A 25,955-nucleotide genomic window follows, 5' to 3' on the forward strand; every position below is an offset into this window, starting at 1 on the left:
TTATGCCGTTTCCGCAGCCGTATTTTCGCTAATTTGCTGACGGTAAACCTGTGGCGTTACCTGATAGGTCTGTCGAAAAACTTTGCAAAAATAACTGGTTTGAGAGAAGCCTAAATTACGCGCAATGCTGGCGATGCTCCAGTCACTATGGCACAGCAACTCACGGGCGCTGGCCATGCGTTGTTGGTTTACCCATGCATTAAAACCAATTCCATGATATTTCTTAAACAATTTACTGAAATAATAAGGGCTTAGATAAACATGCGAAGCAACATCCTCCAGGCGTAAATCGTCTGATAAATGCGCATCAATATAGCGCAATGCTTTTTTCATTTTATTATCGTGGGGATTAGACGCACGGGTCTGACGAACTGAATCCGAATGAGGTTTATTCTCTTTAATAACGACAAAATTGAGTTGCTTTTTGAGGCAATTTTCCACAATCAATTTCAACAAATCAGCAGAGGCCATAACTCGCGAGTAATCCATCTCCGGGACTTTGCGAAATTCATTAAGTAATTCGGGATCTGCTTGCCAACGATCATCGACATTCAGAATATCGATCAAATCGACATCACCATTACGCAGGCGGACTTGTCCACACAACACAAAGCCGACTAAATGCCCGGCAATCACCAAAGGAATAGAGAAATCGGTTAATCCTGCATGGCAACGGTAAATACAAGGTTGATCGGATTTAGAAGCTTCCAGGCCTCCACAACGATCGCTCATGCGGCAGCGAGTGCTAAGCTGTGGATGTTGCCGCATCATCTGACAAAACGGGGTGAAGTTAAAAAGTTCGGAAATTTCATCACCGTGGATATTGACCACGACAACCGCAAGGCTGGTCGCCTGCGCAAAATCCTGCGCGATTTTATTAATGAGTTCTGAATTAAGTGTCGCCGCAGAAATCATGATAAAACCTCCCAGTTAATTTATTGTTATTGTAAAAACAATTGTTTTACATTTAATCTTCACATCATCCCTGATGATTTACTGACGAGAAGCACAAAGGACAATAACAAAAGCCTCCATGAAGCGGGAGACTTTTTAATAAGTTCGGAAAGCAGATCACAAACAGTAAAAAAATAAACGTTTATAACCGCCAGGTTATTTCGCTATTCGCGGATATCTTTAGGCGTAACACTATTGACAGGTAAATTTTGTGCAATGAGAAAGCGATAAATCGCCGCGCCAACGCAGGCACCAATGACCGGGGCAATAATGGGTACAATGAAATAAGGAATATTGCGTCCGCCAGTCATCGCTATTTCTCCCCAACCCGCAAGCCAGGTGAACATTTTTGGCCCAAAATCACGCGCTGGATTCATGGCAAAACCGGTTAATGGTCCAGTAGAAGCACCAATAACAGCAACCAGAATACCAATCAGTAAAGGTGCAAGAGGCCCCTTCGGTACACCGTTGCCGTCATCGGTCAACGCCATAATCAATCCCATCAACATAGACGTGATGACTATTTCAACCAGCGCCGCCTGCCATACATTTATTGCCGCTGCCGGGTAAGTACTGAAGATACTGGCGAGTTGTAAACTTTCTGCACTTCCACGAACCATATTGTGGGCAGATTCAAAATCGGTAAACAAATTGCTATATAAAAAATACGCCAGAACCGCACCACCAAAGGCACCCGCTAATTGTGCCATACAAAATGGCAGCACTTTACGGCCAGGAAAAGCGGCGAACAACCATAGAGCAATCGTAACCGCTGGGTTGAGATGAGCGCCGGAAATTCCTGCCGTAAGATAAACAGCAAGTGAAATACCTAACCCCCAAATAATACAAATTTCCCACAGCCCCAGACTTGCCCCAGCAAGTTTGAGGGCACACAAACAACCAATGCCAAAAAAGAGGAACAGTCCGGTGCCCAAAAACTCGGCAACGCATTGCGCCTTGAGTGAATCATTCATAGTGACACCTTCTTTGCGGAGTTTGTTTCTTCATCAGCCAACAGAATTGCTGATTGTTGTGTATATCGAGGGCAACTATAAAAATTGCTCTGCAAAAAATATTGCCAACATTCATGACAGACTCGTGGAAAAATCGTGCTGACATAGCAAATTATTGTCATTGCAGAAGCATCCAACACAGCGTTAATCAGTGTTGAAAGTAATAATTACTGCCAAACTTTCACAATAAAAAATTGTCATCATGATATAATAAAATTTAAACAAATATCACAATTCCCTTCCGCGAACCAAACCCAACGAAATTTTATCCGCAATTACCCCCCTCAGCCAACGCAATTAATTCACATTGAAACATCCACAAAACAACCAATAAATTAATAACATATAGTTTATAAAAGCAATTTTATAATATTTGCCCTCTATTTATTTTTCTCATTGGCCGATTAAGTCAGCCATTCTTTTTCCTCGCTTTTTTTTATAGTCATATCGTCAAAAAATCCAGGCGAGGTCTTTATGCAACAAGAAGCGTTAGGAATGGTAGAAACCAAAGGCTTAACTGCCGCCATAGAGGCCGCAGACGCCATGGTGAAGTCGGCAAATGTATTGCTGGTTGGCTACGAAAAAATAGGTTCCGGGCTGGTGACCGTCATCGTTCGTGGTGATGTCGGGGCTGTAAAAGCGGCAACAGACGCAGGTGCCGCCGCCGCGCGTAACGTCGGTGAAGTAAAAGCCGTACACGTTATTCCCCGCCCACATACCGATGTCGAAAAAATCTTACCAAAGGGAATTAACCCATGAGCAGCAATGAACTGGTCGAACAGATCATGGCGCAGGTCATCGCTCGCGTAGCGACGCCAGAGCATGAGGTTCTCCCGGAAACCACTCATCAAACACGAGAGACGGCTATGGCAGAAAAAAGCTGCACGTTAACGGAATTTGTTGGCACCGCTATTGGCGACACTGTAGGTCTGGTCATTGCGAACGTTGATAGCGCCCTGTTGGACGCGATGAAACTTGAAAAACGCTATCGCTCCATTGGCATTCTGGGTGCACGTATTGGCGCAGGTCCACACATTATGGCCGCTGATGAAGCGGTAAAAGCTACGAACACTGAAGTTATTAGCATTGAACTTCCTCGCGATACCAAAGGCGGTGCCGGACACGGCTCATTGATCCTCTTAGGTGGCAACGATGTTTCCGACGTGAAACGCGGTATTGAAGTTGCCCTGAAAGAACTCGATCGGACCTTTGGTGATGTCTATGCCAACGAAGCCGGACATCTTGAACTGCAATACACCGCCCGCGCCAGCTATGCACTGGAAAAAGCGTTTGGCGCACCTCTGGGTCGCGCTTGCGGCGTTATTGTCGGCGCTCCGGCCGCTGTGGGTGTTCTGATGGCCGATACCGCGCTGAAGTCCGCCAATGTGGACGTGGTGGCATACAGCTCGCCTTCTCATGGCACCAGCTACAGCAATGAAGTCATTCTGATTATCTCAGGTGACTCCGGCGCAGTCCGTCAGGCGGTCATCTCCGCACGCGAAATCGGTAAAACCGTACTTTCGACTCTCGGCGATACACCGAAAAACGATCGCCCTTCCTACATCTGAATTCCCTGAGGCAGATTCATGAGATCGAAAAGATTTGAAGCACTGGCAAAACGCCCGGTCAACCAGGACGGTTTCGTTAAAGAGTGGATTGAAGAAGGCTTCATTGCGATGGAAAGCCCGAACGATCCAAAACCGTCAATCAAAATTGTTAACGGCGTTGTCACCGAGCTGGATGGAAAACCCGCCAGCCAGTTTGACCTGATCGACCACTTTATCGCCCGTTACGGCATCAATCTCGCGCGCGCCGAAGAAGTCATCGCGATGGATTCGGTCAAACTTGCCAATATGCTGTGCGATCCAAATGTCAAACGTAGCGATATCGTTCCCCTTACCACAGCAATGACGCCCGCCAAAATCGTCGAAGTGGTTTCGCAGATGAACGTGGTAGAGATGATGATGGCGATGCAGAAAATGCGCGCCCGTCGAACACCATCACAACAGGCTCACGTCACCAACGTCAAAGATAACCCGGTACAAATTGCCGCCGACGCAGCTGAAGGCGCATGGCGCGGGTTTGATGAACAGGAAACCACCGTTGCCGTTGCTCGCTATGCGCCGTTCAACGCCATCGCTCTGCTGGTAGGTTCACAGGTAGGGCGCCCGGGCGTTTTGACCCAGTGTTCACTGGAAGAAGCCACCGAACTGAAACTCGGTATGTTAGGCCACACCTGTTACGCCGAAACAATTTCTGTCTATGGTACAGAACCTGTTTTCACCGATGGCGATGACACCCCGTGGTCAAAAGGATTTCTCGCGTCATCTTATGCTTCTCGCGGCTTAAAAATGCGCTTTACTTCCGGCTCCGGCTCTGAAGTACAGATGGGTTACGCGGAAGGCAAATCAATGCTTTATCTCGAGGCTCGTTGCATTTACATCACCAAAGCCGCAGGCGTACAGGGGCTGCAGAATGGTTCCGTAAGCTGCATCGGTGTTCCATCAGCTGTGCCGTCAGGCATCCGCGCAGTGCTGGCGGAAAACTTAATTTGCTCATCGCTGGATCTGGAATGTGCCTCCAGTAATGACCAGACCTTTACCCACTCAGATATGCGCCGTACCGCGCGTTTTCTGATGCAGTTCCTGCCGGGTACTGACTTTATCTCTTCCGGTTTTTCCGCTGTGCCGAACTACGACAACATGTTTGCCGGTTCAAACGAAGATGCCGAAGACTTCGATGATTACAACGTCATTCAGCGTGACCTGAAGGTTGATGGCGGTCTGCGACCGGTGCGCGAAGAAGATGTTGTCGCCATCCGCAATAAAGCTGCACGCGCTTTACAGGCTGTCTTTGCCGGTATGGGATTACCCCCTATTACCGATGAAGAAGTCGAAGCGGCGACCTATGCCCACGGCTCGAAAGATATGCCAGAACGCAACATCGTAGAAGACATTAAGTTCGCCCAGGAAATTATCAATAAAAACCGTAACAGCCTGGAAGTAGTGAAAGCCCTGGCGCAAGGTGGGTTTACCGATGTCGCCCAGGACATGCTCAACATGCAAAAAGCGAAACTGACCGGCGATTATCTCCATACCTCAGCCATTATCGTCGATGACGGACAAGTGCTCTCTGCGGTCAATGACGTCAATGATTACGCCGGACCGGCTACGGGTTATCGCCTACAAGGGAAACGCTGGGAAGAGATCAAAAATATTCCCGGTGCACTTGATCCCAACGAAATTGACTAAGGGTGAGAAATGGAAATTAACGAAAAATTACTACGTCAGGTAATCGAAGACGTGTTGGCAGAAATGCAAACCAGCGACAAGTCCGTTTCATTTCGCGCACCTGTCTCCGCAACTGCCACTTCTGCACCGGATGCCGGGAGTTTTTTGACCGAAATAGGCGAAGCCCAACAAGGCACTCAGCAGGATGAAGTCATTATTGCTGTAGGCCCGGCATTTGGCCTGGCGCAGACCGTCAATATTATCGGCATTCCGCATAAAAACATCTTGCGCGAAGTGATTGCCGGTATCGAAGAAGAAGGCATTAAAGCCCGTGTGATTCGCTGCTTTAAATCGTCTGATGTCGCATTCGTGGCGGTCGAAGGCGATCGCCTTAGTGGTTCCGGCATTGCTATTGGTATTCAGTCAAAAGGCACCACGGTTATCCACCAGCAGGGGCTTCCCCCTTTGTCTAACCTGGAACTTTTCCCGCAAGCGCCTTTGTTGACGCTGGAAACTTATCGCCAAATTGGTAAAAACGCCGCGCGTTATGCGAAGCGTGAGTCTCCACAACCAGTTCCGACCCTCAACGATCAAATGGCGCGGCCTAAATACCAGGCCAAATCAGCCATTTTACATATCAAAGAGACGAAGTACGTGGTCACTGGCAAAAAACCGCAAGAACTGCGCGTGACGTTTTAACAAAGGAAACCTTCATGAATACCGATGCAATTGAGTCGATGGTCAGGGACGTGTTGAACCGCATGAACAGTCTACAGGATGCAGCTCCTGTTTCTGCGGCACCCAACGCGTCAATACAGAGCGCCAAAGTGACGGATTATCCACTGGCAAATAAACACCCAGAATGGGTTAAAACGGCGACCAATAAAACGCTCGACGATTTCACTCTGGAGAATGTCCTCAGCGATAAAGTCACCGCCCAGGATATGCGTATAACCCCTGAAACATTGCGTATTCAGGCCGCGATTGCCAGAGATGCGGGTCGTGATCGCCTGGCGATGAATTTTGAACGCGCTGCCGAGCTTACCTCAGTGCCGGACGATCGCATCCTCGAAATCTACAATGCGTTACGCCCTTATCGTTCGACAAAGCAAGAACTCATTGCCATTGCTGACGATCTTGAACGTCGTTATCAGGCCAAAATTTGCGCTGCATTTGTCCGCGAAGCCGCCGAACTCTATGTCGAGCGTAAGAAACTGAAAGGCGACGATTAAGGACGAACTATGCGATATATAGCAGGCATTGATATCGGCAATTCAACCACAGAAGTTGCACTGGCGACGCTCAGTACGTCTGGAGAATTGTCGTTCGTGAGCAGCGCCCTTGCGGAAACCACCGGAATCAAAGGTACGTTGCGTAACGTCCATGGTATTCAGGAGGCGCTCGCACAGGCAACGAAAAAAGTCGGCATCAATGTCAGCGATATTTCGCTTATTCGTATCAACGAAGCAACTCCTGTCATTGGCGATGTGGCGATGGAAACCATTACGGAAACCATCATTACCGAATCAACCATGATTGGTCACAACCCAAAAACTCCGGGCGGAGTGGGACTGGGCGTGGGGCTCACCATCACTCCACAAGAGTTGTTAACACGCCCGGCGGATACACCGTACATTCTGGTCGTGTCATCGGCATTTGATTTTGCCGATATCGCGACCATGATAAACGCCTCCGTGCGTGCCGGATATCAACTGACTGGCGTTATTCTGCAACGTGATGATGGCGTGCTGGTCAGTAACCGCCTGGAAATCCCTTTACCCATTGTTGATGAAGTCCTCTACATCGATCGTATTCCGCTCGGCATGCTGGCCGCGATTGAAGTCGCCGTTCCCGGGAAGGTTATCGAAACCCTGTCTAATCCGTATGGGATTGCCACTGTTTTCGCCCTCAATGCTGAAGAGACTAAAAATATCGTTCCTGTTGCACGAGCACTCATAGGTAACCGTTCTGCAGTAGTGGTGAAAACACCTTCTGGCGACGTTAAAGCCCGTTCGATACCCGCCGGAAACATCGAGCTGCTTTCTGCCGGACGTACAATACGAGTTGATGTTGCTGCTGGTGCCGATGCCATTATGAAAGCGGTCGGCGAGTGCTCAAAACTGGAAAACGTAACGGGAGAACCGGGCACCAACATCGGCGGTATGCTGGAACATGTTCGCCAGACTATGGCGGAACTGACCAATAAACCCAGCCACGAAATTTTTATTCAGGATTTACTGGCGATAGATACCTCTGTTCCCGTCAGCGTAACCGGTGGGCTGGCTGGTGAATTTTCACTAGAACAGGCTGTGGGTATCGCTTCAATGGTGAAATCCGACCGACTGCAAATGGCGATGATCGCCAGTGAAATTAAGCAAAAACTGCATGTTGATGTTCAGGTCGGAGGCGCTGAAGCAGAAGCTGCAATTCAGGGAGCCTTGACTACCCCTGGAACCACACGCCCTCTGGCAATTCTGGACTTAGGCGCAGGTTCTACCGATGCCTCCATCATCAATCAGAAAGGGGAAATGATAGCTACTCACCTTGCGGGAGCGGGCGACATGGTGACGATGATTATTGCCAGGGAACTGGGCTTAAATGATCGTTATCTGGCAGAAGAAATCAAAAAATACCCGTTGGCAAAAGTAGAAAGCCTGTTCCATTTACGCCATGAAGACGGCAGCGTTCAGTTCTTCCCTACTCTGCTGTCCCCTCATGTATTTGCCCGCGTTTGTGTGGTGAAACCTGACGAACTGGTGCCTATTCCCGGTGATTTGACGCTGGAAAAAGTACGCGCTATCCGTCGTAGTGCGAAAGAGCGTGTCTTCGTAACCAATGCCCTGCGCGCGCTACGTCAGGTAAGCCCTGCTGGAAATATTCGCGACATTCCGTTCGTCGTTCTGGTGGGCGGTTCTTCCCTGGATTTCGAAGTACCGCAGTTAGTCACCGATGCATTGGCGCATTATCGATTGGTCGCCGGACGGGGGAATATCCGTGGTAGTGAAGGCCCGCGCAATGCGGTAGCTACCGGGCTACTGATTTCCTGGCACAGGGAGTTGGCTCATGGAAAGTAAAGAACATACGCCCGCTATTGTCGTTACGGAAATAGGTGACTGTATCAGTACATGGAATGAGGTGCTTCTTGGCATTGAAGAGGAAGGTATCCCCTTTCGCATTCAACATATCCCGTCAGGTGAAGTCATCGATAGCGCCTGGCAGGCTGCTCGTCAGTCCCCCCTGTTGGTTGGCATAGCCTGCGACCGGGAAAAGCTGATTGTGCATTACAAAAACTTACCGGCATCAGCGCCACTGTTTACGCTGATGTATCAACAAGATAACCATGCCCGGCGCAGCATCGGCAATAACGCTGCCCGCCTGGTAAAAGGGATTCCCTTCAGGGAATGCCACTCATAATCCACAGGAGAAACGCTGTATGAACAACGCACTAGGACTGGTTGAAACAAAAGGGTTAGTTGGCGCAATTGAAGCCGCAGATGCCATGGTTAAATCCGCCAACGTGCAACTGGTTGGCTATGAAAAGATTGGTTCGGGTCTGATTACAGTGATGGTCCGTGGCGATGTTGGCGCAGTAAAAGCCGCCGTTGATGCAGGAAGCGCCGCCGCAAGCGCCGTTGGCGAAGTGAAATCCTGCCATGTCATCCCGCGGCCACACAGCGATGTTGAGGCCATTTTACCTAAATCTGCATAACCCCATTCGCTAAGGAGCACAGCGTGAAGCAATCACTGGGATTACTTGAAGTCAGTGGTCTGGCACTCGCCATCAGTTGCGCAGATGCTATGGCAAAAGCCGCGTCCATCACGCTGATTGGCCTTGAGAAGACCAATGGCTCAGGCTGGACGCTCATTAAAATCACCGGTGACGTCGCCTCGGTTAATGCGGCGATCGCGACGGGTGCCAGTTTCGCCGAACAGCGAAATGGCCTCGTCGCACACAAAGTGATTGCCCGCCCGGGTGAGGGAATACTGCCCCGCCCAACAGAAGCAATGAATATGACGGTGGCAGTAAGCGAAACGCCAGCAACAGTCGCCCCCCCAGAGATTATCAGCTGTAATTTGTGTCTTGATCCCGCGTGTCAACGGCAAAAAGGTGAGCCACGTTCACTTTGTCTGCACTCTGATAAGCGAGGGGAGTAGCAATGGATAAACAAACCTTGCAGGAGACTGTTAGCCAGGTTCTGGATGAAATGCGCGAGCGCCCTATCCCTCTGGGCGTTTCCAGTCGCCATATTCATCTTTCAACGGCGGATTATGTGCGCCTTTTTCCTGAACAACCGATCAGCGAGAAAAAGTCATTACTGCAACCTGGTCAATTCGCTGCTGAACAGGTTGTTACGCTAGTGGGACCAAAAGGCAAATTACACAACGTTCGCTTGTTAGGGCCACTACGTAACTCAAGCCAGGTGGAGATTTCCCGGACTGACGCCAGAACATTAGGGATCACCGCCCCGCTACGTATGTCTGGCGATCTCAGCGGCACACCGGGGATTCGTCTGATAAGCCCGTTTGCAGAGCTGGAAATCGCTTCTGGCGTTATTGTCGCACAACGGCACATTCATATGTCTTCGCTTGATGCCCTGATTTATGGCGTTACACATGGCGATAAAGTGGCGGTCGCCATTGAAGGTGATGAACGACGACTGATATTCGATAACGTTGCTGTTCGCGTCTCACCTGATATGCGCCTTGAAATGCATATTGATACCGACGAGGCCAACGCCGCAGGCGCTGATAATCCTGACGTTTTTGCCACGCTGGTGTCGGTGCCATGAATAACAAACTGACGCAACACATTGTTGAAGAAGTGATTTTTCGCCTGAAACAACGTGCGGGGAAAACACTCGCGCTGACGGTTTCGCAACTGCGAGAAGCCAGCGTTAACGAGATAGTTCATCAGTATGCTTCGTTACAAATTCGATTCGTCGATTTACCGTTGCTGCGACAACTTGCGGAGAACGAAACGTCAGATCGAGCGGTAATCCACATTCACGAGGCGTTAGCCTGGGGAATACACATTCAATTGTCGTTGCAGAGTCATTTCCTGAACGCCATCAAATTGAAGCATCTCGCCCATCTACCGCTAACCTGGTGCGACGAACAAGGACAACCGATCTACCTTCATCGTGGTCAACTTTTAAGTTATGCCGACGTAGTGCAGTTATGCGCAGGGATAGTGGTGTTGCAACGGAAATGTTGTGTGACCGCACTTGCGCGTGAAGCGGCAATGACCCGAAACATTCAGTTAATCAGGCAGGAGTAACCCATGCATCTGGCTCGAGTCACTGGCGCGGTGGTATCCACGCAAAAATCACCTTCCCTGGTCGGGAAAAAACTGCTGCTGGTTCGCCGGGTCAGTGCTGACGGCGAACTGCCTCTCACGCCATTAACCGGTGACGAAGTTGCCGTTGATTCAGTCGGTGCAGGCGTCGGTGAGTTGGTACTCCTCAGCAGCGGATCCAGCGCCAGACATGTTTTTAGCGGCCCCAACGAAGCCATCGACCTGGCAGTGGTCGGCATTGTCGATACGATTTCGCGCTAAGGAGTTGAAAGATGGCGATTTATACCCGCACAGGTGATTCAGGAAGTACGTCTCTATTTACCGGACAACGCGTGAGTAAAACTCATCTACGCGTCGAAGCCTACGGCACACTGGATGAACTGAACGCGACACTCAGTCTGTGTTATTGCGCCACCGCCATCGAAAGCCATCGCATATTACTGGAAGCCATTCAGCAACAGATATTTTGGTTTAGCGCCGAACTCGCCAGTGAAAGCGAACAGCCATCAGCGCAGCCGCGTTACATCAGTACGGAAGAAATTGCCGCACTTGAAAAAGCGATCGATAGCGCAATGAGCGCTGTTCCTCCAGTTCACTGCTTCATTCTGCCTGGACGTTGTGAAGCCGCGAGCCGCATGCATTTCGCGCGCACGGTAGCCCGGCGGGCTGAAAGACGCCTGGTTGAACTGACAACGGAATCCAGCGTCCGCCATGTTTTATTGCACTATATCAACCGACTTTCCGATTGCCTGTATGCCCTCGCCCGCGTGGAAGACAACGTTGCTCATCAGAACCTGATGATTCAGGAAATCACAAAACGTTATCACGAAGCCAACCACACTTCAGCATTGAAGGAACGCACGATGTCGCTCACTTTTCAGGATATTCATCAGCTCATTCGTAGCGCGGCAATGCGTGCGGATGAACTGCATATTCCCGTTGTTATCAGCATTGTCGATGCCAACGGAACAGAAAGTGTTACCTGGCGGATGCCTGATGCACTGCTGGTTAGCAGTGAACTGGCACCGAAAAAAGCCTGGACCGCCGTGGCGATGAAAACGGCAACACACAAGCTTACGGATACCGTGCAACCGGGGGCGCCACTTTACGGGCTAGAAAGCCATATGCAAGGCAAAGTCGTCACTTTTGGTGGCGGCTTCCCCCTCTGGCGTGACGGAATATTGCTTGGAGGGCTTGGTATTAGTGGTGGTAGCGTTGAACAAGACATGGATATTGCCCAAAGCGCAATGACGGCAATTAGCGTGGGAGAAAACCAATGAATAACTCTGAATTAGAAACACTGATCCGCAATATTCTGCGCGAGCAGCTAGTCCCCACGACATCACAAACGCAAAAAAACGGTATTTTCCAGACTGTCGATGAAGCTATCGGCGCTGCACACCAGGCCTTTTTGCGTTTTCAACAATGTCCGATTAAGACTCGCAGCGCCATTATTAGCACCATTCGCGAAGAATTAACGCCCCGTCTTACAGAACTGGCGGAAGAGAGCGCTAACGAAACGGGAATGGGAAATAAAGAAGATAAGTACTTAAAAAACAAAGCGGCGCTCGATAACACACCTGGAATTGAAGATTTAACCACCACCGCACTGACCGGTGATGGTGGCATGGTTTTGTTTGAATACTCCCCGTTTGGAGTTATTGGCTCGGTCACGCCAAGTACCAATCCCACGGAAACCATCATTAACAACAGCATCAGCATGCTGGCAGCTGGTAATAGCGTCTACTTCAGTCCACACCCGGGAGCCCAAAATGTCTCGCTGAAATTGATCGCCATAATCGAAGACATCGCGTTTCGCTGTAGTGGCATTCATAACCTGATCGTTACTGTATCTGAACCGACCTTTGCCGCAACCGAACAGATGATGGTGCACCCTAAAATCAGCGTTCTGGCGATTACCGGCGGTCCGGGTATCGTCGCCATGGGAATGAAAAGTGGCAAGAAAGTGATTGGTGCCGGTGCGGGTAATCCCCCCTGCATCGTCGATGAAACGGCAGATATTGTGAAAGCTGCCGAAGACATCATTAACGGAGCCTCGTTTGATTACAACCTGCCGTGTATCGCTGAAAAAAGCCTAATCGTCGTGACCTCAGTGGCAGATTATTTAATTCAGCAGATGCAAAGTTTTGGCGCCCTTCTTCTTAACCATGAACAAACTGAAAAATTGCGTGCTGTTTGCCTGCCAGACGGCGTCGCCAACAAAAAACTGGTCGGCAAAAGTCCATCAGCCTTGCTGGAAGCCGCAGGCCTCCCTTTGCCAGCAAAAGCGCCCCGCTTGCTGATTGCTGTTGTTGACGCCCATGATAGCTGGGTTACCAGCGAACAACTCATGCCAATGCTGCCCATTGTGAAGGTCAACGATTTTGATAGCGCCCTCACACTTGCGCTGAATGTAGAAGACAGTTTGCATCACACCGCAATCATGCACTCGCAGAACATCTCACGGCTCAACCTTGCCGCGCGCGTTATGCAAACTTCAATCTTTGTCAAAAACGGTCCTTCCTGGGCGGGTATTGGCGTCGGCGGCGAAGGCTTTACGACCTTCACCATTGCTACACCGACCGGAGAAGGGACAACGTCAGCCCGGACTTTTGCCCGCTCACGACGCTGTGTGTTAACCAGCGGCTTTTCCATTCGCTAGAGAAACGGAAATGAATACTTTTTCACTGCAGACGCGTTTATACAGCGGACCGGGAAGTCTCAAAGTACTTAGCCGTTTCACGAATAAGCACATCTGGATTATTTGCGACGCCTTTCTGGCGCGATCGCCGTTGATTGATACCTTGCGCCTGGCGCTACCCGACAGCAATCGCCTCAGTATTTTTAGCGAAATAACGCCCGATCCAACTATCCAGACAGTGGTAAAAGGCATCACTCAGATGCAAACTTTACGCCCGGATGTGGTTATCGGTTTTGGCGGCGGCTCTGCACTGGATGCCGCAAAAGCGATTGTCTGGTTTAGTCGCCAGTGTGCTATCGAAATTGAAACCTGCGTAGCCATCCCCACCACCAGCGGCACTGGTTCAGAAGTGACCAGCGCCTGTGTCATCAGCGATCCTGAGAAGGGAATTAAATATCCCCTTTTCGATGATGCACTTTATCCGGATATCGCAGTCCTCGACCCCTCGCTGGTCGTCAGTGTGCCACCCGCGATAACGGCCAATACCGGAATGGATGTTTTAACCCATGCGCTTGAAGCCTATGTTTCTCCCCGCGCCAGTGACTTCACAGATGCAATGGTCGAAAAATCCATGCAAATTGTTTTTCGTTACCTGCCCACTGCAGTGAAGAAAGGCGATTGTCTTGCCACCCGCGGTAAAATGCATAATGCCTCTACACTTGCAGGAATTGCCTTTAGTCAGGCCGGACTGGGATTAAATCATGCGATTGCCCATCAACTCGGTGGGCAGTTTCATTTGCCCCACGGTCTGGCGAATGCGCTCCTGCTGACGTCAGTTATTCGTTTTAATGCTGGCGATCCTCGCGCCGTCAAACGCTACGCCCGGCTGGCTAAAACGTGTCATTTATGCCCGGACAATGCCAATGACACCGCAAGCCTGAATGCACTCATTCAACATATTGAACAGCTCAAAAAAGCGTGTTCAATACCGACTCTCGCCAATGCTCTGAAAGAAAAAAGAGCAGAATGGTCATCACGTATTCCCGATATGGTTCAGGCGGCGCTGGCGGATGCAACATTGCGTACTAACCCACGTGTGGCTGATGCCAATGCTATTGCAGAACTGCTTGAGGAGTTGTTATGAACGTCGAGTTAACCTCCTGCGACGGTCAGACGATCCGCGAGCGAGTACAAGCAGCAGGCGTCGTAGGTGCTGGTGGGGCTGGCTTTCCGACACATATCAAGCTACAAGCACGTGTTGATACGTTCCTGGTGAATGCGGCGGAATGCGAACCGATGCTGAAAGTGGACCAGCAGTTAATGGCGCAGCAAGCCAGTCGCCTGCTTCGCGGTGTTCACTACGCGATGAAAGCCACCGGGGCCAGTAGCGGAATCATCGCGCTGAAAGAAAAGTATCAACTGGCAATAAACGCACTCACGCCACTGTTACCACCTGATATCCGCCTGCATATTTTGCCCGACGTTTACCCCGCAGGAGACGAAGTGCTGACCATCTGGATGGCAACTGGTCGCCGCGTTCCACCCGCTGCGTTACCCGTTAGCGTCGGCGTAGTCGTCAATAACGTCCAGACTGTGCTGAATATTGCCAGAGCCGTTGAGCAGCAGTATCCGGTAACGCGCCGCACGCTAACCGTTAATGGTGCAGTTGCTAAACCCGTAACGGTGACCGTTCCCATAGGGATGTCTTTACGCGAAGTACTGGCGCTGGCGGGAGGCGCAACGGTAGATAATCCTGGTTTTATCAATGGCGGTCCGATGATGGGGAGTTTGATCACATCGCTCGATACGCCAGTCAGCAAAACCACTGGCGGCTTGCTGGTTTTACCCAACTCTCATTCACTGATCCAACGTCGAATGCAGGATGACCGCAGCGTACTTGCCGTCGCGAAAACCGTTTGTGAACAATGCCGCTTATGCACCGATCTCTGCCCACGTCATTTAATCGGTCACGAACTGTCACCGCATTTGTTAGTACGTGCGGTTAACTACCAACAGCTCGCTACGCCGCAACTGTTACTGACAGCGCTCACCTGTTCGGAGTGCAACGTCTGCGCCAGCGTTGCCTGCCCGGTAGGTATTTCACCCATGCGCATAAACCGCCTGCTTAAGCAGGAATTACGCGCCAAAAATCTCCGCTACGAAGGTGCCTTAAATCCTGAGGATGCCATGGCAAATTATCGCCTGATTCCAGTAAAACGGCTGGTAACCAGATTGGGCTTAACCCCGTGGTATCAGGACGCGCCATTGTCTGAACACGTACCACAACCCGAAAAAGTGACGCTATTGTTACGCCAGCACATCGGTGCCAGCGCAATTCCATGTGTACAAAAAGGCGATTGCGTCGTTCGTGGGCAATGCGTGGGGCAAATTCCACACGGCACATTAGGTGCCCCTGTTCATGCCAGTATTGATGGCATGGTCAGCGATGTGACAGAAAACGCGATTACGCTTGTGAGAGGTTAACCATGTCAAAAGCGGTAGGTATTTTAGAACTTAGTAGTATCGCGAAAGGGATGGAAACCGGCGATGCCATGCTGAAAAGCGCCAACGTTGAATTACTGGTCAGCAAAACGCTTTGCCCCGGTAAATTTCTGCTGATGCTCGGCGGCGATGTCGGTGCGGTACAGCAGGCCATCAACAGCGGCGCTTCCCTTGCAGATGAAATGCTGGTCGACAGTCTGGTCCTTCCTAATATTCATCCCACTATCCTGCCCGCAATCAGCGGTCTGAACCATGTTGACCAGCGACGGGCTGTCGGTGTAGTCGAAACCTGGAGTGTAGCGGCCTGCATTGACGCTGCCGATTGTGCAGTGAAAGCGGCAAACGTCACGCTCGTACGGGTACATATGGCCTTTGGTATTGGCGGTAAATGCTACATGGTAGTGGCAGGCGATATTTCTGATGTTAATAACGCGGTATCTGTCGCCAGCGAGCGAGCGGGGGAAAAAGGTTTGTTGGTCTATCGCTCAGTAATTGCCCGTCCGCATGAAGCCATGTGGCGTCAGATGGTGGAGGGATAATGTCACCTCAGCACACGACTGAACGAATGATTCAGGAATATGTCCCCGGTAAACAGGTCACGCTGGCACATGTTATTGCAAATCCTGGAAAGGATCTGTTTAAAAAATTAGGCTTACCGGACACCGTTTCCGCTATTGGCATTCTGACGATTACCCCCAGCGAAGCATCTATCATCGCGTGCGATATCGCCACAAAGTCAGGCGCTGTAGAGATTGGTTTTCTTGATCGTTTTACCGGCGCGGTAGTTCTGACTGGCGATGTTTCTGCTATCGAATATGCACTTAGCCAGGTTACCCGAACGCTGGGCGAAATGATGCGCTTTACCGCCTGCCCCATTACCCGGACCTGACTCGATGCAACGTATGATGCTCATCGGACCCAGCCAGTGCGGAAAAACGTCACTCACGCAATGCCTGCGCGGGGAAGACATTCAGTATCAGAAAACGCAGGCTATCGTCTGGTCACCGGCCACCATTGACACTCCCGGGGAATACCTCGAAAACCGCAGTCTTTACAGTGCGCTGCTGGTCAGCGCCTGTGAAGCAGACATTATCGCGCTGGTGCTTAATGCGGACGCACCGTGGTCACCTTTTTCGCCAGGCTTTACCACGTCAATGAATCGCCCGGTCATTGGGGTAGTCACCAAAGTGGATTTAGCCAGTGAAGAACAGATATCTTTGGTGAAATGCTGGCTACGGGAAGCTGGAGCACGAAAGGTGTTAGTGACCAGTGCGGTAAATAACATCGGGGTTGCAGAACTTCTTGCCTTGTTGCATACAGAAGAAGGCAGTCGTTAAGCCAGAAATTTCAATATGTTATGAGATGGGAATGATGACTTACGACACGGAGAAAAGAATCAATGAACAATGAGGATTGCCCGGCAATCCTCATTGAATAAAGTAGAAATTACTTCGCTTCGCCGTTTTTCATTTCGCCCATAGCTTTCAGCTTTTTGGAGATATCGCGGCGTTCTTTGGAGAGCTCAGCATTTTTGATGATGTAATCATCAACACGATCTTCATAGTCGCCTTTCATGCTGGCGATGATGCCCTGAATTGCTTCAACGCTCATACCAGGTTTGATGTAGTCGCTCAGGTTGTCGAGCAGCAGGACACGTTTCTGGTTGTCACGGATCTTTTTCTCAACGTCCTGGATTTCACGTTGCAGTTTGTTCTTACGGCGGAACAGACGAACAAATTCCAGCACGTCCTGGAATGAAGGCTTGGTAGTTTCCATTTTTATACCCCTGATAATGTGAGAGTCGGATTCGTTTAAGCAACCGCTATTCGTTAGGGCCAACATTACTCATAGCTGCCGCAGATGACAATGCTTTTATCCCTATTCACTATCATACCCTTTATCCTTGCTGAATCGAAGCAGCAACAATTTGATTCTGAAGGTCGGAATTTATTTGCGCAAAGCCCGACAAATCAGATTTGACAGCAACTCCAGTTGATGCGCCGTTTCCATGTTTAGCCATACATAGCCATAAATCGGCGTCTCAACGACTTTCAGATCATGATGATTAGCGAGCAACTGGCGCAACTCTTCCACAGCATCGTTCAGTTTTTCTGTATTAGCAAAAACCGGCTGTGGATTACCTTCGTACAGGGCATGAACAAGAGTCAGCACTATTTGCTGCATCATTTGCTGTGTGTCGCGCAGTTTTTGCGCATTCAGTAGCACGAAATGACTGGGCCTCGTGGCCCAGTAAGCATTGATTTGCAGCTCCAGCATACAAACCAGATTACGGTTAATCGTCTGGATACCTTCATATATCGATTTTGGAATACGGGTTTCTTTGCTGGCGGGTGCAATCAGCCCACGCATTTTCACGGCATCGGTCAGGAGTTTTTGTAGATGGCTTTCCAGACGTGGGCGTTCGAGTAAGTTTGGTGAGAATGCTGATTGATAGACCCGATTATATTCGGTCAGACTTTTCGCCAGTTGAATGCGCCAGTGGATGAACGCCCGTTGTGGCCAGATACCGGTAAACAACATTGCCAGTAAAGAGCCGAGGATCACATCGCCGCTTCGCCATAATGCCGTATCAATTTCACCTGTCGGGGAACCAACAACAATCGCCAGCGTCACACCAATCAATAAGCCTTGATAAGGTTTCTTGCCCAGTGCCAACCAGCCGCAAAGGAACATGGCTGCTGCACACCAGATTAACATCAACGGTAAAGAGATTAACTCCAGTTGCAGAGCGATAAGACCTAAAATCGACCCCAACACCGTACCGCCAATACGTTCAAAGGCGCGAGGGACGACGTTACCCCAAAACGAGATAGGCCCCATGATCACTACCATAGTGACCAGCGGCCAGGTGCTTTCCGGGATGGTAAACAGGCGAATGATGAGAAAAGTCAGCAGGAATGCTAGCGCGACGCGAGTACCATGCACGATACGGTAATGACGGTACACACGAATTTCAAACGGACTAAGGCACTTATCAGCTCGCACGCTGGAACTCCGTTAAATAAGGATAAAGTTAACTCAGAACGATTACTGCGGCCAGACACTAAACCAGGTGTCCAGCCGACTTACAACAAGTAATCAGGAACATTCCCGAAGGGATTATCAGAAGTCTGAAGGCCAATTTTACCCTTTTACATGACGAAAAACAGCGAAGCAATCAGGTTAACACCCTGTTGTTGCACCAGCATTAACCCATTTTCGGCTGCACTGCGACATACATTTCAATATCCCAATAGCCGTCTTCCGCTCCGTTATTAAGATAAACTTCGAAACAGGGCTTAGGTGACATCTGATAAGCACTGTCTTGCAAGAGAGTATTAAAAAACTGATACCATGGCGTAGAAAAATCATCGCCTTCTACGCGGGCAACGGCAACCGCATATTGCCCACCGGAGATTTCCGTCAGGATCACGCCTTCACTGTTTTCCGGTAGAGTGAAGTTGTTCTCCAGGGAAACCACCGTGTCACAACGTAACTTTTCGGCAGGTGTTTCATCTGGGTTATCGTAATAGACGGCGATCCATTCCTTAGGCACAACTTTTTTGTTGTCTACCCACATCATCAACTGCTCAAAACCTTTCTTCACCGTTTGTTCCCACGGGCCAACGAGATGGAAACCTGCAACGGTACGTTTATCTTCCTGCTTAATCTCGTAGTTCATGACGCCTCCACATACACTGTTTTTTTGTACAGTGTATTTTGCAATGTAAATACCACAAGGAATGAGTGTTGATTATGCGAGCAGACTCGCACTCCTGCCAGTCGGCGCTAAATAAAGGTCAGGATTTATGGTGGAAATAATCGCTCAACCTGGAAAACATACCGCCTTCACCGACAGACTCCAGGGTAACCAATGGCCAATGCGCAACCAATTTATCGCGGTCGTACAGTTCAATTTCCCCTACTCGCTTGTGAGCAGCAACTGGCGCAGTTAGTTCTTTACCATCAAGGGTATATTTTGCTTTGATATTTGGGATTTCCGCTTTCGGCAGCACCATCCAGAATTCTTGTTCCGTTCCCAGTGCGATGTTTTCTTTATCACCATACCAGATGCGTTCCGTACCGACCTTTTTCCCACGGTGCAAAATTTGCACCGTAGTAAAGTTTTGCTGCCCCCAACGCAGTAATTTTCTAGCCTCTTCTTCGCGAGCTTTTGCGCTGTCGGCCCCCATTACCACTGCAATGAGACGGCGTTGCCCATCCACAGCCGAAGCAATGAGATTAAACCCGGCCCCGGATGTATGCCCGGTTTTCAGGCCGTCAACGTTCATGGTTTTATCCCACAATAGCCCGTTTCGGTTTTGCTGGGTGATTCCGTTCCAGGTAAGGTTTTTTTCGCTGTACATGTGGTAAAACTCAGGTTCGCCGTGGATGATGGCGCGAGAAAGCACAGCTAAATCATAGGCTGAGCTATGCTGGCCCGGCGCATCCAGACCGTGAACCGTTTCAAAATGGGTATCCTGTAAATGCAACTTTTCAGCGTAATTGTTCATCATTGTGACGAACTGCCGTTGCCCCCCGGCAATATAATCCGCAAGCGCCACACAGGCGTCATTGCCGGAATCCACAATTAATCCACGGCTTAAATCACGTACCGAAACACGATCGCCCTCTTTCAAAAACATCAGTGAAGAGCCGACAAAAACAGGATTATCTTTCGCCCACGCATCGCGTCCCACAGTGACAATATCGTCTGGTGTTATGCGATGGCTATCGATAGCGCGATCGACGACATAGCCCGTCATTAGCTTAGTCAGGCTGGCAGGGTTACGTTGTTGGTGCTCATTACCCGCCGTGAGGATCTGTCCGGTTGTGTAATCCATCAAAACCCATGATCCCGCATGAATCTCCGGAGGTTGGGGTGAAAAGGGAATATTTTCCGCCGCAAAACCAGACGATAAATTAAAAACGAACAAAGAAGCAGCAATAATAAGACGGCGTTTCAACAGCAAATCCTCAGGTGTTTCCAATAGCTGTTCTTTTTACGGAAATCCTGATGAACTGGCTGGAATAAAGTGCAAGAAAATGTGACATTTATCTCATTTTAATCTGACATTATCTGTTTCCACACGCAGCCAAAATATCGCTCTAAAGCTGATTAGCACGGTGATATTTGATACTCTGGCATACAACAGAAATAACGGATTTAACCTAACGATGAATGACGGTAAGCAACAATCTACCTTTTTGTTTCATGATTACGAAACCTTTGGCACGCACCCCGCGTTAGATCGCCCTGCGCAGTTTGCCGCCATTCGCACTGATAGCGAATTCAATATTATCGGCGAACCTGAAGTCTTTTACTGTAAGCCTGCGGACGATTATTTACCCCAGCCAGGGGCGGTGTTAATCACCGGAATCACGCCACAGGAAGCGCGTGCAAAAGGGGAAAACGAAGCTGCCTTTGCCGCCCGTATTCACTCGCTTTTTACCGTACCGAAGACCTGTATTCTTGGTTACAACAATGTGCGTTTTGACGACGAAGTGACGCGCAATATCTTTTATCGTAATTTTTACGATCCCTATGCCTGGAGTTGGCAGCATGATAACTCTCGCTGGGATCTGCTTGACGTGATGCGTGCCTGTTATGCCCTGCGACCGGAGGGGATTAACTGGCCTGAAAATGAAGATGGTTTACCGAGCTTTCGACTTGAACATTTAACCAAAGCTAATGGTATTGAACATAGCAACGCCCACGATGCGATGGCCGATGTGTACGCCACTATTGCGATGGCGAAGTTGGTGAAAACACGTCAACCACGCCTGTTTGATTATCTCTTTACCCATCGTAATAAGCACAAACTGACGGCGTTGATTGATGTGCCGCAGATGAAACCGCTGGTACATGTTTCCGGTATGTTTGGCGCATGGCGCGGCAATACCAGCTGGGTGGCGCCACTGGCGTGGCATCCTGAAAATCGCAATGCCGTGATTATGGTGGATTTGGCGGGAGATATCTCGCCACTCCTGGAGCTGGACAGCGACACGCTGCGCGAGCGTCTGTACACCGCAAAGGCCGATCTGGGCGATAACGCCGCAATCCCGGTTAAACTGGTGCATATCAATAAATGCCCGGTGCTGGCGCAGGCGAATACGCTGCGCCCGGAAGATGCCGACCGACTGGGAATTAATCGTCAGCATTGTCTCGATAACCTGAAAATTCTGCGTGATAACCCGCAAGTCCGCGAAAAAGTAGTGGCGATATTTGCTGAAGCCGAACCATTTACACCTTCAGATAACGTCGATGCACAGCTCTATAATGGCTTTTTCAGTGACGCCGATCGCGCAGCAATGAAAATTGTCCTGGAAACCGAGCCGCGTAATTTACCGGCACTGGATATCACCTTTGTCGATAAACGTATTGAGAAACTGTTGTTCAATTATCGGGCGCGTAACTTCCCGGGGACGCTGGATTACGCCGAGCAGCAACGCTGGCTGGAGCACCGCCGTCAGGTCTTCACAGCAGAATTTTTGCAAGGTTATGCTGATGAATTGCAGATGCTGGCACAACAATATGCCGATGACAAAGAGAAAGTAGCGCTGTTAAAAGCGCTTTGGCAGTACGCGGAAGAGATCGTCTGAAACAAAAAAGCCGGAGTTTATATCTCTCCGGCTTTTTTAGATTTACCGGATGATTATGTCATCCGGCTTGTAAGATTATGCAACGTCTTCGTACTGCGGAACCGGGTTGCGGAAGCTCTTAGTCACGCAAGCCAGGTAAATCAGACCGATAGCCGCCCAGATCAGCCCCAGAACCATTGAGCTTTCTTCCAGGTTAACCCACAGCGCACCTACAGTCAGCGCACCACACATCGGCAGGAACAGATACTGGAAGTGATCTTTCAGCGTCTTGTTACGCTTCTCACGGATCCAGAACTGCGAGATAACCGACAGGTTAACGAAGGTGAACGCCACCAGCGCACCAAAGTTAATCAGCGCCGTTGCCATTACCAGGTCAAAGTTGATTGCCAGCAGAGCAATCGCGCCAACCAGGATAATATTCATCGCCGGAGTACGCCATTTCGGGTGTACATAACCGAAGAAGCTTTTCGGGAACACGCCGTCACGACCCATTACGTACATCAGACGGGCTACGCCTGCGTGCGCCGCCATACCGGACGCCAGTACGGTAATGGTGGAGAAGATCAGCGCGCCAACCTGGAACGCTTTGCCCGCAACGTACAGCATGATTTCAGGCTGTGATGCATCCGGATCTTTAAAGCGAGAGATATCCGGGAAGTACAGTTGCAGGAAGTAAGTTGCAAAGATGAAGATCATGCCGCCAATCAGCGCGGTCAGGAAAATCGCACGCGGGATCACGCGCTCTGCATCTTTGGTTTCTTCCGACAAGTTGCTGATACCGTCAAAGCCGGTAAAGGAGAAGCACAGAATCGTCGCACCGGTAATCATCGGGATAACATGCGCATCGCCAGACCAGAACGGACGCGTGCTCGCCAGCGTACCAGCGCCTTCACCTTCAAATACGCCATAAACAACCATGCCCAGAATCACCGCGATCAGCACTACCTGCAACACCACGATTACGGTGTTGAAGTTCGCTACGGATTTCAGACTACGCAGGTTAAAGGCGGTCATAAAGGCCACCAGCGCCACCACAAACATCCACGATGGGATAGAAGGCACCAGAGCTTCAAAATAGATTTTCGCCAGCAGAATGTTGATCATCGGCGCGAACAGATAGTCGAGCAGAGAAGACCAACCCACCATAAAGCCAACCGTCGGGCTAATGGATTTCTGGGCGTAAGTGTATGCAGAGCCAGCAGAAGGATAGCGGCGAACCAGCTTCCCGTAGCTCAGAGCCGTAAACAGGATCGCAATCAATGCGAACGCATAGGCTGTCGGCACGTGACCATCCGTGAGGCCTGAAACGATACCAAATGTATCAAACAGCGTCATCGGCTGCATATAGGCAAGACCCATCATTACAACCGGAACTAACGTAAGCGTTTTACGCAATTCCACGCGAGAGGTGTTTGGAGTAACGTTATGCGACATGGTCATTCTCCTTTACGGTGATAACCGTCGCGTAAGCAAAAAATTGCCCCATTTTTTTGGATTCCTCAGCGACAACAACTGTCGATTTTTAGTAAATATCTATCCGGTACGAAGCCCGGCCTCTTGGTATGAATGATTGGTTTGAAGCAAAAAATAACCGACGCGGATGAAACGTCGGTTTTTAGTCATTTTTTGACAGCGGCGCATTGTGCCTAAATGGGGGGTAAATGACAAGAGAATGAGAGGCTTGTCATATAATTTTTTATTTAAATGGCTGATTTTCCGTCATCATATTTTGCATAAACACCAGCAATAGCACTATTTGCTAAAATCTCATCACGCCACCACGCACTGGCAAGCCCTGCGGTTTGTTCATTCCATCCAATCCATACGGGTTCAAAGAGGGATTGCGCAACCACTTTCTTCTCAATTAACGCACCACTATCGAGAAAACGTTGCGCCAGATAGCGCGGTAAATAACCGCAACCAAGACCGCTGATTTGTAATTCCAGTTTGGTTTTAAAATCAAATACGGTAATGGCCTCTTGTTCGTCGAGAAGTTGTGATGCCGTAGATGCACCTGCCTGCGCAGTATCACCCACGATAATCGCCCGATAGCGTTTAATGATACGGCGATTTAACGGTTCCTCTTCAAGAGCTAACGGATGATGAGGCGCAATCGCGAAAACTTGCTCCAGATCGCCCAACCGCGAGAAACCATATTCGCTGGAAGAGGGTGGTTCATGCATCGCGCCAACAATAATATCGGCCCTGCCCTGGGTCAGGGCCTCCCAGGAACCGCCCAGAACGCCATTGATAAACTTCAGACGCGTGACGTTGTGATGTTGATAAAAGGCTTCAATAAGTGGCGCAAGCAGTGAAAAGGGAAAGGTATCATCAACACCAATCACCAGTTCGTTTTCCCAGCCTTCATGGAGTTTGATCGCTTGTTTTTCCAGCTCATGGACAGTGTGGAGAACTTCCCGCCCCTTCTCTAATAACATCTTTCCGGTACGGGTAAATTTAGCGCGGTGACCGCTACGATCAAGCAATTGAATATTAAGGTCGCTTTCCAGCTTGTGAACGGTGTAACTCAGAGCGGACGGCGTCTTATAGAGTTTGGCCGACGCCGCCGCAAAACTGCCCTCTTTTTCTAAGGCATCGAGGATCATCAACACATCCAGCAGTGGTTTCATACACGCCCCCTTGCAGTGTATGCGGCGTCCTGCTGGCGTGATGGTTTACTCCAGCGGCATTACCAGCGGATCGGGATACTGGTATTCAAATCCCAGTTCATTACAGATCCGACTACCATCAATAATTTTACCTTTGCCGCTGTCCAGACTATTTCTGAACTGCGGAGGCTCCAGCCCCAGTAAACGGGCCATCTGCGGATAGAAAACATTGCGCGCAGGGTGAGCTGGCGCACATATATTATAGATGTGTCCGCCTTTAGGTGCCTGTAACAACAGAGTGATAGCGCCAATAACATCTTCCAGGTGAACTAAATTCACACCATGTTCACCGTCCGGCGCGGTTTTTCCAGCAAAGAAGCGTCCTGGATGACGCCCTGGCCCGACCAGCCCCGCAAGACGCAAAATATCAACCGAAGTACCGGGTAAATTGTGCAGCCAATCTTCCAGCTCTTTTAACACTCGTCCACTATGGGTCAGTGGATTACGCGGAGTGTTTTCTTTCACCGTGCCTTGTGCGTCGCCATAGACAGACGTTGAGCTGGTAAAAATAATGCGGGGAATACGATGAGCCAGCGCGCTATCCACCAGCTCCTGCACTGCTTGTAAATAGAACTCATCGCCGGGGCCGCTGCGGCGTGCCGGAAGCGTAATCACCAGCGCATCGGCATCCATCAGGGCATCCAGATCGTCAGAGTCGCAAACTAAATCGGGCTCCATGCGAAGCAGATAGCTATCAATGCCACTCATTTGGGCCGCTTCTACACCATCTTGTGTAGTTTTACTCCCGGTGACTTGCCAGCCTCTCGCTGAAAGTGACATCGCCAGCGGCATGCCTAACCACCCTAACCCGACAATTGCGACCTTTTTCATCCGTTTTCTCCTGATACACCTTAGATCTATAAGGCTACGCCAGCGTATCAAAACTGACAATTCATTCTATGAATGAATCGAAACTGTTAGCAAATATAGAATTATACAATTGTCTGATGCGCTCCGCTTATCAGGCCTACAAAAACATCAATATATTGAATTTACGCAACATTTGTTGGCCGGATAAGGCGTTCACGCCGCATCCGGCATGAACAA

At 49.8% G+C, this 25,955-nt stretch carries 30 protein-coding genes; 20 read left to right on the forward strand and 10 right to left on the reverse strand.

The features are described from left to right. Both pocR and pduF read right to left on the reverse strand, forming a co-directional pair. The gene (gene pocR, locus D9741_RS17815) at positions 1 to 915 is read right to left on the reverse strand and encodes a regulatory protein PocR (protein ID WP_130216415.1); all 915 of its coding nucleotides are present in this window, start codon (positions 913 to 915) and stop codon (positions 1 to 3) included. A 203-nt stretch (positions 916 to 1,118) separates the two neighbouring features. Further along, the gene (pduF, locus tag D9741_RS17820; protein WP_130216413.1) at positions 1,119 to 1,928 is read right to left on the reverse strand and encodes a propanediol diffusion facilitator PduF; all 810 of its coding nucleotides are present in this window, start codon (positions 1,926 to 1,928) and stop codon (positions 1,119 to 1,121) included. A 513-nt stretch (positions 1,929 to 2,441) separates the two neighbouring features. Between pduF and pduA the strand changes: the two genes are divergently transcribed. Genes pduA through D9741_RS17915 form a run of 19 tightly spaced genes read left to right on the forward strand, consistent with a single transcriptional unit; the run spans position 2,442 to position 16,973 of the window. After that, positions 2,442 to 2,726: a propanediol utilization microcompartment protein PduA gene (gene pduA, locus D9741_RS17825; RefSeq protein WP_001183614.1), complete on the forward strand. Its 285-nt coding sequence runs from the start codon at positions 2,442 to 2,444 to the stop codon at positions 2,724 to 2,726. Continuing rightward, the gene (gene pduB / locus D9741_RS17830; RefSeq protein WP_130216411.1) at positions 2,723 to 3,535 is read left to right on the forward strand and encodes a propanediol utilization microcompartment protein PduB; all 813 of its coding nucleotides are present in this window, start codon (positions 2,723 to 2,725) and stop codon (positions 3,533 to 3,535) included. Before pduA ends, pduB begins: the two co-directional genes overlap by 4 nt. A gap of 18 nt (positions 3,536 to 3,553) precedes the next feature. Continuing rightward, complete coding sequence (pduC, locus tag D9741_RS17835; RefSeq protein ID WP_130216409.1) at positions 3,554 to 5,218, forward strand: propanediol dehydratase large subunit PduC; 1,665 nt, start codon at positions 3,554 to 3,556, stop codon at positions 5,216 to 5,218. Between the two features lie 9 nt (positions 5,219 to 5,227). Then, entirely contained in the window at positions 5,228 to 5,896 is a 669-nt protein-coding gene (locus D9741_RS17840) for a propanediol/glycerol family dehydratase medium subunit (RefSeq protein WP_064529396.1), read from the forward strand. A gap of 14 nt (positions 5,897 to 5,910) precedes the next feature. Then, complete coding sequence (gene pduE, locus D9741_RS17845) at positions 5,911 to 6,429, forward strand: propanediol dehydratase small subunit PduE (RefSeq protein WP_085458842.1); 519 nt, start codon at positions 5,911 to 5,913, stop codon at positions 6,427 to 6,429. A gap of 9 nt (positions 6,430 to 6,438) precedes the next feature. Continuing rightward, entirely contained in the window at positions 6,439 to 8,271 is a 1,833-nt protein-coding gene (locus D9741_RS17850; RefSeq protein ID WP_130216407.1) for a diol dehydratase reactivase subunit alpha, read from the forward strand. Continuing rightward, complete coding sequence (locus D9741_RS17855) at positions 8,261 to 8,611, forward strand: glycerol dehydratase reactivase beta/small subunit family protein (protein WP_000444000.1); 351 nt, start codon at positions 8,261 to 8,263, stop codon at positions 8,609 to 8,611. The genes D9741_RS17850 and D9741_RS17855 overlap by 11 nt, the downstream gene beginning before the upstream one ends. A gap of 19 nt (positions 8,612 to 8,630) precedes the next feature. Next, positions 8,631 to 8,906 (forward strand): propanediol utilization microcompartment protein PduJ, encoded by a 276-nt coding sequence (gene pduJ / locus D9741_RS17860; protein WP_001057752.1) that lies wholly within the window; start codon positions 8,631 to 8,633, stop codon positions 8,904 to 8,906. Continuing rightward, positions 8,903 to 9,352: a BMC domain-containing protein gene (locus D9741_RS17865; RefSeq protein WP_130216405.1), complete on the forward strand. Its 450-nt coding sequence runs from the start codon at positions 8,903 to 8,905 to the stop codon at positions 9,350 to 9,352. Before pduJ ends, D9741_RS17865 begins: the two co-directional genes overlap by 4 nt. Before the next feature lie 2 nt (positions 9,353 to 9,354). Next, entirely contained in the window at positions 9,355 to 9,987 is a 633-nt protein-coding gene (locus D9741_RS17870) for a phosphate propanoyltransferase (RefSeq protein ID WP_130216403.1), read from the forward strand. Next, positions 9,984 to 10,475 carry a microcompartment protein PduM gene (gene pduM, locus D9741_RS17875; RefSeq protein WP_130216401.1) on the forward strand — a complete coding sequence of 164 codons (492 nt, stop codon included), beginning with the start codon at positions 9,984 to 9,986 and terminating at the stop codon, positions 10,473 to 10,475. The genes D9741_RS17870 and pduM overlap by 4 nt, the downstream gene beginning before the upstream one ends. A gap of 3 nt (positions 10,476 to 10,478) precedes the next feature. Beyond that, complete coding sequence (locus D9741_RS17880; protein WP_130208669.1) at positions 10,479 to 10,754, forward strand: EutN/CcmL family microcompartment protein; 276 nt, start codon at positions 10,479 to 10,481, stop codon at positions 10,752 to 10,754. 11 nt (positions 10,755 to 10,765) lie between these two features. Next, positions 10,766 to 11,773 carry a two-domain cob(I)yrinic acid a,c-diamide adenosyltransferase PduO gene (gene pduO, locus D9741_RS17885; protein ID WP_130216399.1) on the forward strand — a complete coding sequence of 336 codons (1,008 nt, stop codon included), beginning with the start codon at positions 10,766 to 10,768 and terminating at the stop codon, positions 11,771 to 11,773. Further along, a complete protein-coding gene (pduP, locus tag D9741_RS17890) occupies positions 11,770 to 13,155 on the forward strand; it encodes a CoA-acylating propionaldehyde dehydrogenase PduP (protein ID WP_130216397.1) in 1,386 nt (461 codons plus the stop codon). Before pduO ends, pduP begins: the two co-directional genes overlap by 4 nt. 10 nt (positions 13,156 to 13,165) lie before the next feature. Next, on the forward strand, positions 13,166 to 14,278 hold the full coding sequence (locus D9741_RS17895) for a 1-propanol dehydrogenase PduQ (RefSeq protein ID WP_130216395.1): 1,113 nt from the start codon (positions 13,166 to 13,168) through the stop codon (positions 14,276 to 14,278). After that, entirely contained in the window at positions 14,275 to 15,618 is a 1,344-nt protein-coding gene (locus D9741_RS17900) for a 4Fe-4S dicluster domain-containing protein (RefSeq protein ID WP_130216393.1), read from the forward strand. The genes D9741_RS17895 and D9741_RS17900 overlap by 4 nt, the downstream gene beginning before the upstream one ends. 2 nt (positions 15,619 to 15,620) lie before the next feature. Continuing rightward, positions 15,621 to 16,175, forward strand: a complete 555-nt coding sequence (gene pduT / locus D9741_RS17905) for a propanediol utilization microcompartment protein PduT (RefSeq protein ID WP_130216391.1) — start codon at positions 15,621 to 15,623, stop codon at positions 16,173 to 16,175. Further along, a complete protein-coding gene (pduU, locus tag D9741_RS17910; protein WP_130216389.1) occupies positions 16,175 to 16,525 on the forward strand; it encodes a propanediol utilization microcompartment protein PduU in 351 nt (116 codons plus the stop codon). Before pduT ends, pduU begins: the two co-directional genes overlap by 1 nt. Before the next feature lie 4 nt (positions 16,526 to 16,529). Beyond that, on the forward strand, positions 16,530 to 16,973 hold the full coding sequence (locus tag D9741_RS17915) for a EutP/PduV family microcompartment system protein (RefSeq protein ID WP_130216387.1): 444 nt from the start codon (positions 16,530 to 16,532) through the stop codon (positions 16,971 to 16,973). 109 nt (positions 16,974 to 17,082) lie between these two features. Here the strand turns inward: D9741_RS17915 and D9741_RS17920 are convergent, their stop codons facing one another. The 4 genes from D9741_RS17920 to dacD all read right to left on the reverse strand — a co-directional run bounded on the left by D9741_RS17920 (position 17,083) and on the right by dacD (position 20,603). Further along, entirely contained in the window at positions 17,083 to 17,412 is a 330-nt protein-coding gene (locus D9741_RS17920) for a DUF496 family protein (protein WP_000450409.1), read from the reverse strand. A gap of 171 nt (positions 17,413 to 17,583) precedes the next feature. Continuing rightward, a complete protein-coding gene (locus D9741_RS17925) occupies positions 17,584 to 18,642 on the reverse strand; it encodes an FUSC family protein (RefSeq protein ID WP_130216385.1) in 1,059 nt (352 codons plus the stop codon). A gap of 202 nt (positions 18,643 to 18,844) precedes the next feature. Next, complete coding sequence (gene sbmC / locus D9741_RS17930; RefSeq protein WP_130216383.1) at positions 18,845 to 19,318, reverse strand: DNA gyrase inhibitor SbmC; 474 nt, start codon at positions 19,316 to 19,318, stop codon at positions 18,845 to 18,847. A 118-nt stretch (positions 19,319 to 19,436) separates the two neighbouring features. Continuing rightward, entirely contained in the window at positions 19,437 to 20,603 is a 1,167-nt protein-coding gene (dacD, locus tag D9741_RS17935) for a serine-type D-Ala-D-Ala carboxypeptidase DacD (protein WP_130216381.1), read from the reverse strand. Positions 20,604 to 20,814: 211 nt separating this feature from the next. Here dacD and sbcB point away from each other — a divergent pair, with 211 nt between their 5' ends. Further along, on the forward strand, positions 20,815 to 22,239 hold the full coding sequence (sbcB, locus tag D9741_RS17940; protein WP_130216379.1) for an exodeoxyribonuclease I: 1,425 nt from the start codon (positions 20,815 to 20,817) through the stop codon (positions 22,237 to 22,239). Between the two features lie 75 nt (positions 22,240 to 22,314). On the opposite strand, the gene plaP is transcribed toward sbcB, so the two are convergent. The 4 genes from plaP to D9741_RS17960 form a co-directional block, all read right to left on the reverse strand. Next, positions 22,315 to 23,673 (reverse strand): putrescine/proton symporter PlaP, encoded by a 1,359-nt coding sequence (gene plaP, locus D9741_RS17945; protein ID WP_000019197.1) that lies wholly within the window; start codon positions 23,671 to 23,673, stop codon positions 22,315 to 22,317. Further along, the gene (gene yoeI / locus D9741_RS17950) at positions 23,663 to 23,725 is read right to left on the reverse strand and encodes a membrane protein YoeI (RefSeq protein WP_010723108.1); all 63 of its coding nucleotides are present in this window, start codon (positions 23,723 to 23,725) and stop codon (positions 23,663 to 23,665) included. The genes plaP and yoeI overlap by 11 nt, the downstream gene beginning before the upstream one ends. Before the next feature lie 214 nt (positions 23,726 to 23,939). Beyond that, entirely contained in the window at positions 23,940 to 24,869 is a 930-nt protein-coding gene (locus D9741_RS17955) for a LysR substrate-binding domain-containing protein (RefSeq protein WP_130216377.1), read from the reverse strand. A gap of 45 nt (positions 24,870 to 24,914) precedes the next feature. Continuing rightward, on the reverse strand, positions 24,915 to 25,739 hold the full coding sequence (locus D9741_RS17960; RefSeq protein ID WP_130216375.1) for an SDR family oxidoreductase: 825 nt from the start codon (positions 25,737 to 25,739) through the stop codon (positions 24,915 to 24,917). Positions 25,740 to 25,955 lie beyond the last annotated feature (216 nt).

The organism is Escherichia sp. E14V7, from assembly GCF_004212225.1.
Classification (GTDB): Bacteria; Pseudomonadota; Gammaproteobacteria; order Enterobacterales; family Enterobacteriaceae; genus Escherichia.